This window comes from Photorhabdus sp. P32, from assembly GCF_038085095.1.
Taxonomy (GTDB): domain Bacteria; phylum Pseudomonadota; class Gammaproteobacteria; order Enterobacterales; family Enterobacteriaceae; genus Photorhabdus; species Photorhabdus luminescens.
This window is the reverse complement of record NZ_JAZGJN010000186.1, coordinates 1-14,112: the sequence shown is the minus strand read 5'-3', so window position 1 is coordinate 14,112 and position 14,112 is coordinate 1. Positions and strand designations below refer to the sequence as shown.

Here is a 14,112-nt window from a genome sequence, read left to right as displayed (position 1 = left end):
CTTGAAAGATGAAGGGTATAATGTTATTTAACATTCGTACATAATAAATTCAGGTAATGATTACGATTTTAATTATGAAGTTTAGCAAATTAAATGAGATTATTATAAAAAATAGGAAGAAATGGAGTTTCTTATTTGTAGTGATAAATTAACGGCAAAAATCACTTTATATATTTCAGCTATAAAGTGGTTCTGTAGTATATTATCCATTGCTCATTAGCCCAGAAAAGTAGTTAATTAAATGTCTAAAATAGCGCGTTAGTAATTATTTTAAATGCTAATATATTAAGAAATAATTAATTTTTTAGCGATGATGTGATCATTCGCTATGAATTAGTTGTTGGGTTTTTTCTATGTAAAGCAAGGTCGAGGAAAGTGATAATCGCTATTGAATAATTTTCACTTGAAAATATTTTACCTATTTCTCTAATCTAAATAATTCATTGAGATAGGATACAGTGCGATCAATTTGTTACAAATAATCTAATCAGGTAGCGGCATTGTTGCTGTCTGGAGTTTAGGGGCATTTAGATATAATCAATTTCCTTAACTGGATAGTTAATTTTATATTAAGTTATTGTCAGATTGTTCACTTATTTTATTGTTTTGGTTATCTATTTTCTCTGATTTTTGAAAATTAAATTCCGTCAAATTTTATTTTACATTTGAGTAGATAAATTTCTGACGTTATTAATGAATAATTATTTATTTATTTGCTTCATCTATAAGTAGTGGATTTAATTTATTCACTTTCTATTCGCTTTTTATTCACATAAAGTGCATAAATTGTGCATAAAAATACTTTTTGGAAGTTTGAACGAGATCAAAAAGTATTTTTTTTGTGTATAACTTGTGTTGACTTTGTTAAGTGCGGACAACAGTATCTGTCTAGTGGCTGTGCAACTATTTTTAGGAAATAGTCATGGGATTAATAAGAATAATATTAAATAGATCCTGTAATTCTATTATTTTTAAGGCTTTTTAGGTTTCAGCTTGGTAAGCCTTTTCCTCGGCATACATTAATAAGTTGTGTAAGTGTGAGACGAAAAATGATGCGGGGCATATTACTTTCTCTCGTCCGTGTACTCTCTATTTTAAGGGGAAATGATCTATGTTAGAAAATATCCAGAGAAGTTGGTTTGATCACTATATGGTACCCTGTTTCTCTCCGGCTAAGTTCATACCTGTTCGGGCCAAGGGTTCGAAAGTATGGGATCAAGATGGCAAGGAATATATCGATTTTGCCGGTGGAATTGCGGTTAATTCATTAGGGCATGCACATCCTGAATTAAAGGATGAGTTAATTTCTCAGATTGATAAAATATGGCATATAGGTAATGGTTACACCAATGAACCTGTCCTGAAATTAGCAAAAAGACTTGTGGAAAATACTTTTGCTGATAAAGCATTCTTCTGTAATTCAGGGGCGGAAGCTAACGAAGCAGCATTAAAGTTAGCTAGAAAATATGCCGCTGATAAATATGGAAAAAATAAGAATGAGATTATTTCATTTAAAGACTCCTTTCATGGTAGAACATTATTTACCGTTACAGTAGGAGGGCAGCCAAAATATTCACAAGATTATGCCCCCCTTCCGCAAGAAATTACACATCTTCCTTATAATAATTTATCTGCAATCAGAGAACACATTTCTGAAAATACCTGTGCGGTTATTGTCGAACCTATTATTGGCGAGGGCGGTGTTATTCCCGCAGATCCTGCATTCTTGCAGGAATTACGCACTTTATGCGATCGTTTTCAGGCTCTGCTTATTTTTGATGAAATTCAAACTGGGGTAGGCCGTACAGGATACCTTTATGCTTATCAGGAATATGGTGTCGAGCCTGATATTCTTACCAGTGCTAAAGGTCTCGGCGGCGGTTTTCCTATCGGCGCTATGTTAACAAAACAACATATTGCCGCGGTTTTTCAACCTGGAACACACGGCACCACGTTTGGCGGTAATCCTCTGGCGGCAGCAGTTGCCGATAAGGTGCTTTCCATTGTTAATCAGGCGGAACTGCTTACCGGTGTTTTACAACGTCATGACTACTTTATGGATAAATTATCGAAACTGAATCAGCGTTACCAAATATTCAGTTGCTTGCGGGGGAAAGGGCTGCTTTTAGGCGCTGAATTGGATAAGGCTTGGCAGGGTAAGGCGAAACAATTAACTAACTTAGCAGCAGAGGAGGGACTAATTGCCTTGATCGCGGGTCCAGATGTGTTGCGCTTTGCACCGGCATTAAATATCGACTTTGCTGATATCGATGAAGGTCTGGTTCGTCTTGAAAGCGCCATTATGCGGTTTGTAGGTTAATAGTAAATTGAAGGTGACGTTATGATGCTTTTCCGAGCTGTCCGGCATAGTGACTTAAATGGGGTTCAGGCTTTATCTCAGCGTGCTGGTATAGGTTTGACATCTTTTCCCAATAACCTGGCGCAATTACGTTCACGCATTGCACGTAGCGTTGATACTTTCGAGGGGAAACTGCTCCAAGCTCAACAGGGATTCTTGTTTGTGCTGGAAGATACCAGCGTGAATCGCGTAGCGGGTGTCAGCGCCATCGAAGTGGCGGTTGGGCTGGAGGAGCCGTTTTATAATTTTCGGGTACAAAAAACCGTTCGTTCATCACGTGAATTGGGAATTTATAAATCTATAGAAGCGTTAACGTTGGAACAAGATCAGACCGGTAACAGTGAATTGTGCACCTTATTCCTTGATCCAGAATATCATAAGGAAAAAAATGGGACATTTCTCTCTAAAGCCCGTTTTCTTTTTATCGCCGCATTTAGGGATATTTTTTCTAAAATTATATTCGCTGAAATGCGGGGGGTTGCAGATGAACAAGGAAATTCCCCTTTTTGGAATTCATTGGGACAACATTTTTTTGGCATTCCTTTTTCTCAGGCAGATTATTTAACCGGTATTGGATCAAAAACCTTTATTGCGGAACTCATGCCCCTTCACCCTATTTATATATCCTTATTATCGGCTGAGGCGCAGAAGGTGATTGGGCAGGTCCATGAGAAAACAGTACCGGCGCGGGCAATTCTTGAAAAAGAAGGTCTTACCTATCAAGGTCATATTGATATTTTTGATGGCGGCGCTTTATTACAGGCTGAAATTGACCGGATACGTGCAGTAAAAGAGAGCCGTCTCGTTTCCGTCAGTAAAGCCGAATCTGTGACCAGAGACGATGGTGTTTCTTGCATTGTTGCCAATCAGCAATTTAGTGAATTTCGAGCGCTGTTATTGAATGTGGCGGGTGATAGTAATGAACTTCTTTTAACAACTGCTGAGATGGATGCGCTTCAAGTCAGTGATGGGGAGCAGGTGCGACTGGTTAGTCTCTTTCCAAAGGAAAATTAAACATGAATTATAAAGCACATTACATTGGGGGAAGATGGATTGAGGGGCAGGGTGAGTCAATAACTAAATTTTCCCCAATAGATCAACAGATTCTGTGGCAGGCTAACAGTGCCGATGCTTCGCAAGTCAAAGCTGCTTGTCATGCTGCCCGTGAGGCATTTTATGGCTGGTCGCATTTGCCCGCCAGTGAGCGGATTAAGGTCGTACAGACGTTTGCGGCTTTACTGAATGAGGAAAAAGAAACGCTTGCTCGTGTTATCAGTCAGGAAACCAGTAAACCCTTATGGGAAACTCGGACTGAAATACAATCCATGATAGGTAAAGCGGCTATTTCTATCGAAGCGTGGGAACAGCGTACCGGTGAGTCAGAAACGATTATGCCTGATGGCCGTGCCTTACTGCGTCACCGTCCTCATGGTGTGATGGCGGTTTTTGGTCCGTATAACTTTCCTGGGCATTTACCTAATGGTCATATTATTCCTGCGCTCATTGCGGGTAATACGCTGGTGTTTAAACCGAGTGAATTGACGCCGATGACCGCGGAAGAAACGGTGAAACTGTGGGAAAAAGCGGGTTTGCCCGCAGGTGTGCTCAATCTGGTTCAGGGTGCGCGTAGTACCGGGACAGCATTGCTGGAGGATAAGCAAATTGATGGCGTGCTGTTTACGGGGAGCGCCAATACGGGCTTTCACTTTCACCGCGTGCTTGGCGGTCAACCAGAGAAGATGTTGGCGCTTGAAATGGGGGGAAACAATGCATTGATAGTTGATGCTTGCGACGATATTGATGCCGCTGTTTACACCATTGTGCAGTCAGCATTTATCTCCGCCGGTCAACGTTGCACCTGCGCCCGCAGATTGTTGGTAAAAAATGGCGCACATGGCGATGCGGTGATTAAGCGTTTGGCGGCGGTGACAAAGCGGATCGTACCATCCCATTGGGATGCCCAACCTCAACCGTTCATGGGGGGAGTCATTTCTCTACAGGCTGTGCAGAATCTATTGGAAGCTCAAGATCGGTTACGAAAAATTGGCGGCATCTCGCTAGTTTCGCTGGAACAATGCGATCCGCAATCAACATTACTGACGCCGGGGATTATTGATGTTAGCCAAATCGCTGATCTCCCTGATGAAGAGTATTTCGGGCCGCTGCTCATGCTTATGCGTTATGACACATTTGATGAAGCGCTGGCGCTCGCCAACAACACCCGCTTCGGATTGGCTACCGGTTTAATTTCACCGGATGCGGCCCTGTTCCAACGCCTATTGGAAGATGCCAGAGCGGGCATTGTGAACTGGAATAAGCCGTTAACCGGGGCTTCCAGTAAAGCGCCTTTTGGCGGTATTGGCGCGTCAGGAAACCACCGACCTAGTGCTTATTATGCTGCCGATTACTGTGCCTGGCCTATGGCATCTCTGGTTGCCGATGAACTCACTTTACCTGAAACGCTTGCGCCGGGAATCTGTTTCCCTGATTAACCGTTTAACGGGATAGGTTTCAACTTATACAATTTTTTCAGAGGGATTTATGGCTGGTTTTGAAGCAAATTTTGATGGGTTGGTCGGCTTGACCCATCATTATGCGGGGCTTTCAGTGGGTAATAAGGCTTCCATTAATAATAAGGACAGCGTATCTAACCCGCGTAAAGCCGCGCTGCAAGGTGTGATGAAAATGAAAGCGCTGGCTGATGCGGGGTTTATTCAGGGAATACTTCCTCCGCAACAACGCCCTAATATCCCTGCCTTACGTAATTTAGGCTTTGTCGGCAGTGATGAGCAGATACTTCATAAAGCAGCCAAATATTCTCCAGTGTTATTATCAAAACTGAGTTCGGCTTCATCCATGTGGACAGCAAATGCGGCAACCGTATCACCTTCGGCGGATAGCGGCGATCGGCGGGTTCACTTCACGGTAGCGAATTTAAACAACAAATTGCACCGTTCGCTGGAAGTGGAAACGACGGCCGCCGCATTACAAGCCACCTTTGCTGATCAAAACTATTTTGTCCATCATCAGGCTCTTCCACAACATGAAGATTTTGGTGATGAAGGGGCGGCGAACCATAATCGCCTTGGCGGTGATTATGATAAGCCCGGCGTACAGGTGTTTGTCTATGGCCGTAGCGTGTTTCGCGGCGGTCCGGCACCTGAATGTTATCCTGCGCGGCAAACATTAGAAGCCAGTGAAGCTATTGCGCGGTTGCATCAGCTTAATCCGGCACAAACCGTTTTTGTCCAGCAAAACCCGGTCGCCATTGACAGTGGTGTTTTCCATAACGATGTGATTGCGGTCAGCAACCGAAATGTCCTTTTTCACCATCAGTATGCTTATCTTAATCAGTCACAAGCGCTGACTGAAATTAAACAGAAAATGGCGATGTTGGGACAGGATTTTGTCACGATTGAGGTGCCTGCTGAGCAGATCAGCATTAAAGATACGGTTGATTCTTATCTCTTTAATAGTCAGTTACTGAGTAAAACCGATGGAAAAATGATGATTGTGGTTCCTGAAGAGTGTCGTCAAAACGCTGCTGTTTGGGCCTATTTACAGTCGCTGATTGCACAAACCTCTTCACCGATTAATGAAGTCCGTGTTTTTGATCTGCGGGAAAGTATGCGCAATGGCGGCGGCCCGGCCTGTTTGCGTTTGAGGGTGGTATTAAACGACGCTGAATTTCGTGCTGTCAATCCCGCAACATTGATGAATACGCAACTTTACGAACGCCTGACCGAATGGATAGAACACCATTATCGTGACGAATTATGTGCCAGTGATCTGGCTGATCCTCAATTACTTCGTGAAGTTTATACCGCTCTGGATGAGCTCACGCAGATCCTGAATTTAGGGTCAATCTATGAATTTCAGCGCTAAATTGGAGCAGATATGAATCTGTTAACGTTATTGCTTGAAAAAAAATTAGCCGACCACCTGACGTTTCCAAAAACAATGAATGCGCATTGGTTGGCAGAAGGTGTACTGCAACTGATTCCCCATAAAGGGGAAAATCGGTCTCTGGTGGTTTCTGCGGGTATTCACGGTAATGAAACTGCGCCCATTGAAATATTGATTCAGTTACTCGCGCAGTTAGCGGATGGCACATTAACACTAAAAAATAATTTGTTGATCATCTTCGGTAATTTGCCTGCGATGCGTTCGAATCGACGTTATTTACATCATGATTTGAATCGTATGTTTGGTGGCCGTTACCTGAATTTTCCGTTGGGGAATGAGCGATTGCGTGCGGCTGAACTTGAAGATGTTGTGAGTCGTTTTTTTGCTGAACCTTCGGTGTCGTCGACAAATATTCGCTGGCATCTTGATCTGCATACCGCTATACGCGCTTCTCACCATGAGCAATTTGCGTTATTGCCTGCTCAGAATCGTCCTTTTTCTGCTGAATTTATGCAATGGTTGCATGACAGCGATATTGATGCGCTCGTTTACCATCGAGAGAAAGCCGGGACTTTCAGCCATTTTCTGAGTGAAAAATTTGGGGCGGATAGCTGTACGATGGAGATGGGTAAAGCCATGTCTTTTGGAAAAAATGATTTAGCCAGATTTCAAAAAATTACGGATGCTCTTTATGGTTTAATGTCTTTATCTCCAATAACAGCACGTATTAAATCTGAACTGAAACATTACCAAGTAATTAATTCCATTATTAAGAGTCACAACAGTTTTCAACTTCATATACCCGCAGATACCTTGAACTTTACTGAATTGCCAGAAGGATTTGAAATTGCCAGCCAGCATGATCGCCATTGGAAAATTAAATTTCCGGCGAAATTTATTTTATTTCCTAATGCTGAGGTTGCTAATGGATTACGAGCAGGATTGTTACTTGCTTTAAATGAAAAAATAATTAAATAAATAAAACATTGTTCCATTTTTTTCCTGAAGCCGTGGTAACTTCTTTTTCAGGAAAATTTAGCAGTCAACTGCTTATTTAATGACGGACGGGTATAATCATGATAAAAAATAATAAAACTCAACAAAACCTTTCGGCAGAGAAATTTGCTGATACACAAACGCTTCATCGAGGGTTGAGTGCGCGTCATATTCAATTGATTTCCATTGGCGGCGCTATTGGCACCGGTTTATTTATGGGATCAGGAAAAACCATTGCCGTATCTGGTACATCGATCATTATTACTTATGCGATTGTTGGTTTTTTTGTCTATATGGTGATGCGGGCAATGGGCGAATTGCTCCTGACTAAACTGAATTATCGTTCTTTTGCTGATTTCGTATCGGATTATTTAGGCACAAAAGCCAGCTTTTTTCTCGGCTGGACTTACTGGATGAGTTGGATTGTTTCTTGTATTGCTGATGTTGTGGTGTGCGGCGGATATATTCAATATTGGTTTCCCGGCGTCTCTCTTTGGGTGCCGGCATTTTTAACACTAGGCTTACTTGGTACTTGTAATCTTCTTTCTGTCCGCTTATTTGGCGAAGCTGAATTCTGGTTCGCCATGATTAAAGTTATTGCGATTTTAGCGTTGATTATTATTGGCGTTGGTATGGTGATGGTAGGTTGGCAATCACCGGATGGTATGATCGCCTCTGTGAATAATTTAACTGATCCATCTGTATTTCTGCCAAATGGTATTTTTGGTTTTTTTGCCGGTTTTCAAATAGCGATTTTTTCTTTTACCGGTGTTGAGTTAGTTGGCACGATGACGGCAGAAACAAAAGATCCGGAAAAGATATTGCCGAAAGCCATTAATTATATCCCGATGAGAATTATGATTTTCTATATTTTCTCCATGTTAAGCATTATTGCCGTCACTTCTTGGGGGCGGATCTCATCTGAAACCAGCCCTTTTGTGACGCTATTTGCTTTGGCGGGTCTGCCTGCTGCTGCCGCAGTGGTTAATTTTGTCGCATTAACGTCGGCAATGTCCTCTGCTAATAGTGGATTATATGCTTGCACGCGTATGCTTTATGGCTTATCAACGGAAAAGAATGCACACCGGAAATTTAAAATTCTTTCCCGCAATACCGCAATTCCTGTACATAGTCTGATATTTTCTTGTTTCTGTATGGTGGTTGGTACGTCACTGTTGTTTATCGTACCGAATGTCATGCAGTTATTTACTATTGTATCCACCGTTGCTTCGATTATGGTGATTTATAGCTGGTGTGTGATTTTGATTGCCTATTTAGCTTATCGTAAGAATTACCCTGATATGCATAAGCGTTCAATATTTAAGATGCCTTTGGGGGTGCTAATGACTTGGATAACCCTGATTTTTTTCATCTTTACTGTAGTGGTAATGGTTTTTGACCCGGATACCCTGATCGCACTTTGTGGCACGCCTTTATGGTTTATTGCGTTAAGTATTTTGTGGCGCGTAAAAAAGAAAAATGAGGCGCAGGAAGAACAACGTTATCAGATAGCGAAAGAGAATTTTCGTTCATAACCAGCCAATTGAGAAATAATAAATTTGAAGCAGATAGAAAAATGGCTTCAATAGTGATCTCATATTAGCTGAAACAACTCATTTGATTGCATGGTATGCATGGGATACCAAAGAGTTACCTTAAGTGATAATAGTTATCTATGCTCCCGGGGATTCGCTCCCTTGCCGTCGCGATGCATCTTGAAATCCATTGGGTATATTGGGCAGGAATCTGCCCTTACTGATATTTCAATCAAGGCTGCGTTATTTCTGCTGATCTCACTCCCGATTGAGCATTTGTGAATCTGAATAGCCTGCATCTACAAAATGTTTAGCCTTTCGCTACCAATCTGGCTTTCATATTACGTGATTATTAGTTGAATCCAGCATCGGATATTCATGATTTCGGTGCTTTTATTGATTTTTAATTAAATTTATTGATGATTTATTTTATTTATCATCAAATTTTTTAATTTGTTTTGGATTATTTACTGATAATGTTCGATCGACAGGCTGGACGTCTATCATAAAAAAATGTCACGCTAAATTGGTTAAATAATGTCAATGTTTAGTGTAAGGAGAATACATGATGTGGTTTGAATATAAGCGCAATAATATGTTTGTAAAATGTCATTGTGGGAATGGAATGGCTTGTTATTATTGATTTTTATTGGGTTTGTAAACTTGTGGTTGAAATAGAATAGTTAGAAGTCATGATATCGGCAGTATTGATATTTGGATATTCAATGACCGTTTTAATCAATGCCTTTGGCCTCTCTACAGCAAGGATATACAACATCAATCTTGGCTGTTAGTGTATATTAAATAGTACAGGGCATAGATTTATAATTAATATTATTAATTGTTGTATGATAGATTATATGTAAATATATAATCTATTATCAATTGTCAGTAGATAATTGATAACTGTTGTGAGGGAGGAGGATGTTCATAGTGAGTGAAATTCAGCAATCCACCAGGAAAGTTGAAATGGGTTATACGGTTTCCATAACTATAATACAGCCTTTAAATTTCTAATAAAACCAATAATATAGATATAGGCGCATATGCAGCAAATTAACATCTCAAACAGCCACCGTCTGGTTCAATCCGAGGCTGAGCTACTCGACCTTATTCTCACCGAAGTCACTAATGTTCCACATCCGGATCTCGTCATTATGGCAGGGCATTTCATGCTTTTCCTTGACGAAGACCGAGGATGCCTTGTACCGGGGGTTATTGAAGAAAATAGCTCGCCCATGCGAGAAAAAATTGAGCGACGCGTAGGGATCTTTCCTGGATACACTTGGGAACTTGGCGTTCGAATCGCAGAGCAGCTTGAAAACCAATTCGAAGCGATTAAATTCCTGCTGCTTATCAACGATTGGCAATACGTTTCGCGTGACAGTGGACCCGCATCCGAATTAAGGCGTGCCTTCTACGAACAGTTCTCTACGCTTCCAGCCTCATACCAATCTGTCTTAGAGCGTAGCGGGCAATTTTCTGAACGAAATATGCTGGCAAGCCGAAAACATCCTATTGCCTATCCAGAGACTTGGCTGAAATACCGGTTCCAGAAAAGTGCCGATAAGTTAGTCAAAGCCGGGCTGTTAAATCGTCGCGTTCTCGACAATGGCCCTGATGCCGGAACCGAAATTTCCCTTGTGGACGAAAATGGTGACTATCGGCCTCTCATTACCTGCGGCGTTACCGGATGCGCGGGAGAGATCACGGAGATGATCTCTGAGGTCTATAAGGCAAAACATCGCCTTTTGGTGATCTTTGCCCCCGGTGAATGCTTCCAACCGGTCAAAACAGGGGTAAGTACCGCGCTCTCTCTGTATGGGCTTTCGGGTATGAAGGTGATTGTTGCAGATCCAGGTGGAAGCGGAGAGATGCAGACACAAGAGATCTACTCGAAGCTCGTTAACGTTGCCGTCTTCACTTCCTGATAGGGAGTCGTGTATGAATGTCAATGAAAAACCGACTGGCACCATCTATCTGGATCATTGTGCCACGACACCGTGCTTTCCCGAGGTTGTCGACATCATGCGATTCTATATGGAGCATGAATTCGGTAATCCTTCTTCTGCCCATGTAATGGGGCGTCGCGCCCGGCATGCGATTGAGAACGCCACCCAACAAGTTGCGTCTCTCATCGGCGCCCGCCCGGAAGAAATTGTCTTCACATCGGGCGCTACAGAAGCCAACAACATCGCTCTTTTTTCGAGTTTTGCTCACAACGAATGCGCTCCTGCGGGGGCGCTACTTTGCCCCATCGACCACAAATCTGTGTTGCTCGTTGGTAAAGAGTTGGCTCGGCGGGGGCTTGCTGTCGAGTACCTGCCGGTTGCCGCCAGTGGTCGGGTACAACCGGAAGATGTCATGACTAAACTGACCGCCGACACCCGTATTGTCAGTATTGCTCATGTGAATTCCGAGCTAGGCACCGTTCAGCCGGTGGATGAAATCGCCGCCATCACGCGTCGAGCAGGTGCTTGGCTACATGTGGATGCGGTCCAGTCTATCGGCAAAATTCCCATGAACGTCAAGAAAACGGGAATTGATATGCTTTCGTTTTCTGCCCACAAAATGCGAGGGCCGAAAGGCATTGGGGCACTCTTCGTCGATGCGCGTATTGCTGCACGTTTGAGGCCCTTCATCTATGGCGGCGGTCAGAATCATTTGCGCAGCGGCACCTTGCCAACGCCGTTGATTGTCGGGTTTGGTCTTGCGTGCCAGATGGTTCAGTCGGCCCTTATGCAACGCCAGGCAAAAGTCACTGCATTGAGAGACTATTTCATTACTCGCCTTCATCAAAGAGTACCGAACGCAGTGTTGAATACCGATCTCTCTTGCAGTTCCCCATACGTTGTGAACGTTCAGTTCGAAGGTATCGCTTCGGAGGCGCTGATATCTGGGTTGTATCAGGTAGCTATATCGTCAGGTTCAGCCTGCAACTCCGCGGAGCTACAGCCTTCGCACGTGCTTACCGGCATTGGTTTGAGCTCAGCTCAGGCCAATGCGTCGGTTCGGTTCTGTTTTGATCCGGATCTTGATAATGCGATACTGGACACCGCAATTGAACACCTCGTCTTCCGATTAAATTCTATTCGCTAGGAGCATTATCCATGACTATGCAAACTTCTTCCTCAAGCTCTGGCACTGGTTTTTACGAGCGGGCTTTCGGTAGTTTCTCTGCGGAAGCGGTATCCGAGGTACGCAAAGAGACTTATGGCGAAGACCTTGGGCAGAACAATTGGTCTTCTGCTGATGAATTTAGACAGTTTTCTCAATGGCTTCAATTATCTGACCGTTCTCATGTGCTGGATGTATGCAGTGGGTCCGGCGGGACGGCCCTGTTTCTGGCAAGGACCAGCGGTTGCAGAGTGACGGGGGTTGACATTCATCCTACTGGCCTCCTTACCTCCCGGCAACTTGCGGTAGATTTCGGGCTGGAAGATCGAAGCAACTTCGTCGATAGTGATGTTCGTCAGCCTCTGCCATTTCCTGACGGCACCTTTGACGCGCTATGGTGCATCGACTCTGTAATTCATATTCCGGATCGATTGGCCTTGCTGAGTGAGTGGCGCCGACTACTGAAGCCAGGCGGACGGTTCTTATATACTGATCCTACTTTAGTAACGGGCATGCTTAGTAAAGAGGAGATAGTGACACGTGGCATGCCAGGTTATTTCCTCTATAGCCCAGTCGGATTGAACGAGCGTTTAATCAGCGAAGCAGGTCTTTGCCTTGAAAAGCAGGTGGACCTTACACAAAGTGTTGTTGAACTTAGTGGGCGCTGGCGTGCCGCGCGTGAGGAGCGTAGGGAACGGCTCACCGCAATAGAGGGTGAAGAGGCGTTCGAACGTATGCAGTACTTCTTGACCACCACTCAGTTAGTTTCAATCGAACGGAGGCTTTCCCGTATGGCCTTTATTGGTTATCGTCCATGATTGTTCCCTGTTCGATTGGGTAGATTGTATCCTACCTCTTTATTTTCACTATTGCCGGGCTGGATGCCCGGTTTAATCGTTCTGATTAGACAACATATTATGCCCGCAGCTCCGCTGATTTCTTTAAATAAAAACGGATATGAGTTATTAGGAAGTGTGTCATTTAAATAGAAAAAAATATTTTCGTTGAGAGATATATTATAAAGAGAGATAAATAGTTATTGGTCTTTATTATCAATGAAACTTTTATGCACTTTGGCGATGTCATTATAATAATGAGAAAATATTCTTTAGATTATTATGGCATAAAAATATAATGATTGTTTAATTGCATATATAATATTGCAATGGTTCTCTGGTTGTTAATTATATAGATGATTGAAATTGTTTTGTTTTTTTCTATGTTATCTTACTTTTGATATTTAAATTAAAGTTTTATTAAGTATATCGGAGTTTGTATTTTTTGATTTAGTAACCTACTTTTATTTAAGTTGGAAAATAACAAGATAAACTTATTAAATTAAATGGTTTATATTGTAATGTTATTTTGTTGCTAAGTTTTTATTGATAGCGGAATTGTGAATTAAGTTATTATACCCTATGGATTTCAAGATGTATCGCGACGGCAATGGAGCGAATCCCCGGGAGCATAGATAACTATGTGACTGGGGTGAGTGAGTGCAGCCAACAAAGAGGCAATTTGAAAGATGACGGGTATATTTTTTTAAAAGACTGTATATAGGCATATTAATAATAACGATGGAACTTATTATCGTTCCATTGGATACCAAAATCATAATTAAAGCAAGGAGAAAAATATGAATTTAAATAAAAAGGTTTTCCTTATTTCCCCGTTTTTATTAGCTATAAGTAGTTTTAGTATGGCATGTACGACAGATATACAGATAGAAAGAATAATAACTCAAAATGGGTTAGCTGGTACTAAAGTGATGTCAATGTATAAAAATTGCACACTTACCGTCACGGCAAACACACAGAATAAAGTTACATTAACAAACAGTAAAGCGGCGAAACGTGATAATGTGGCAGAAAAAGCGATGTATTGGTATCGTGGGATGGGATTAAATGAATATATAGCATTTGACGGGAATAAGTATACAAATATCCCTTGTGTTACACAGGCAAGTTTCTGCGGTATTGCCCCTGAATACACTTATTCACAGAGTTACCTGACAAATAGAAATCCGGGTGTTGTTATTGAGTTTAGTACGATAGAACCCAGTTGGTTATATAATGATTTTACAACCAAACATCACTGTCAGTATAAAGCTGAGGGCGGAGGAACATACGGGCTTGGTGTAACAGGAACATCGGCAAGTTGTGATGCCGAATATAGGCGAATTGGAATAGGAAATGTATT

Annotated in this window: 10 protein-coding genes; all 10 read left to right on the top strand. The window is 42.3% G+C overall.

Annotation, left to right across the window (positions count from 1 at the left end):
- The first annotated feature begins 1,111 nt into the window (after positions 1–1,111).
- A complete protein-coding gene (locus V2H77_RS02485; protein ID WP_341497531.1) occupies positions 1,112–2,320 on the top strand; it encodes an aspartate aminotransferase family protein in 1,209 nt (402 codons plus the stop codon).
- Between the two features lie 21 nt (positions 2,321–2,341).
- Positions 2,342–3,373 (top strand): arginine N-succinyltransferase, encoded by a 1,032-nt coding sequence (astA, locus tag V2H77_RS02480; protein WP_341497530.1) that lies wholly within the window; start codon positions 2,342–2,344, stop codon positions 3,371–3,373.
- A gap of 2 nt (positions 3,374–3,375) precedes the next feature.
- Positions 3,376–4,851, top strand: coding sequence for a succinylglutamate-semialdehyde dehydrogenase (gene astD / locus V2H77_RS02475; protein ID WP_341497529.1), 1,476 nt, complete (start codon positions 3,376–3,378; stop codon positions 4,849–4,851).
- A 49-nt stretch (positions 4,852–4,900) separates the two neighbouring features.
- On the top strand, positions 4,901–6,244 hold the full coding sequence (gene astB / locus V2H77_RS02470; RefSeq protein ID WP_341497528.1) for an N-succinylarginine dihydrolase: 1,344 nt from the start codon (positions 4,901–4,903) through the stop codon (positions 6,242–6,244).
- A gap of 12 nt (positions 6,245–6,256) precedes the next feature.
- Complete coding sequence (gene astE, locus V2H77_RS02465; protein ID WP_341497527.1) at positions 6,257–7,243, top strand: succinylglutamate desuccinylase; 987 nt, start codon at positions 6,257–6,259, stop codon at positions 7,241–7,243.
- A 98-nt stretch (positions 7,244–7,341) separates the two neighbouring features.
- Positions 7,342–8,796: an amino acid permease gene (locus V2H77_RS02460; RefSeq protein WP_341497526.1), complete on the top strand. Its 1,455-nt coding sequence runs from the start codon at positions 7,342–7,344 to the stop codon at positions 8,794–8,796.
- A gap of 1,046 nt (positions 8,797–9,842) precedes the next feature.
- Positions 9,843–10,727 (top strand): LPD16 domain-containing protein, encoded by an 885-nt coding sequence (locus V2H77_RS02455; RefSeq protein ID WP_341497525.1) that lies wholly within the window; start codon positions 9,843–9,845, stop codon positions 10,725–10,727.
- A 13-nt stretch (positions 10,728–10,740) separates the two neighbouring features.
- Positions 10,741–11,895: a cysteine desulfurase family protein gene (locus V2H77_RS02450; protein WP_341497524.1), complete on the top strand. Its 1,155-nt coding sequence runs from the start codon at positions 10,741–10,743 to the stop codon at positions 11,893–11,895.
- Between the two features lie 11 nt (positions 11,896–11,906).
- Positions 11,907–12,731: a class I SAM-dependent methyltransferase gene (locus V2H77_RS02445; protein WP_341497523.1), complete on the top strand. Its 825-nt coding sequence runs from the start codon at positions 11,907–11,909 to the stop codon at positions 12,729–12,731.
- An 818-nt stretch (positions 12,732–13,549) separates the two neighbouring features.
- The coding region (locus tag V2H77_RS02440) for a hypothetical protein (RefSeq protein ID WP_341497522.1) at positions 13,550–14,112 on the top strand (563 nt) is incomplete at its 3' end.

Bases quoted from the DNA above. Each gene is read 5' to 3' on its own strand.
- V2H77_RS02485 (WP_341497531.1), top strand. From the start codon at position 1,112: ATGTTAGAAAATATCCAGAGAAGTTGGTTTGATCACTATATGGTACCC.
- astA (WP_341497530.1), top strand. From the start codon at position 2,342: ATGATGCTTTTCCGAGCTGTCCGGCATAGTGACTTAAATGGGGTTCAG.
- astD (WP_341497529.1), top strand. From the start codon at position 3,376: ATGAATTATAAAGCACATTACATTGGGGGAAGATGGATTGAGGGGCAG.
- astB (WP_341497528.1), top strand. From the start codon at position 4,901: ATGGCTGGTTTTGAAGCAAATTTTGATGGGTTGGTCGGCTTGACCCAT.
- astE (WP_341497527.1), top strand. From the start codon at position 6,257: ATGAATCTGTTAACGTTATTGCTTGAAAAAAAATTAGCCGACCACCTG.
- V2H77_RS02460 (WP_341497526.1), top strand. From the start codon at position 7,342: ATGATAAAAAATAATAAAACTCAACAAAACCTTTCGGCAGAGAAATTT.
- V2H77_RS02455 (WP_341497525.1), top strand. From the start codon at position 9,843: ATGCAGCAAATTAACATCTCAAACAGCCACCGTCTGGTTCAATCCGAG.
- V2H77_RS02450 (WP_341497524.1), top strand. From the start codon at position 10,741: ATGAATGTCAATGAAAAACCGACTGGCACCATCTATCTGGATCATTGT.
- V2H77_RS02445 (WP_341497523.1), top strand. From the start codon at position 11,907: ATGACTATGCAAACTTCTTCCTCAAGCTCTGGCACTGGTTTTTACGAG.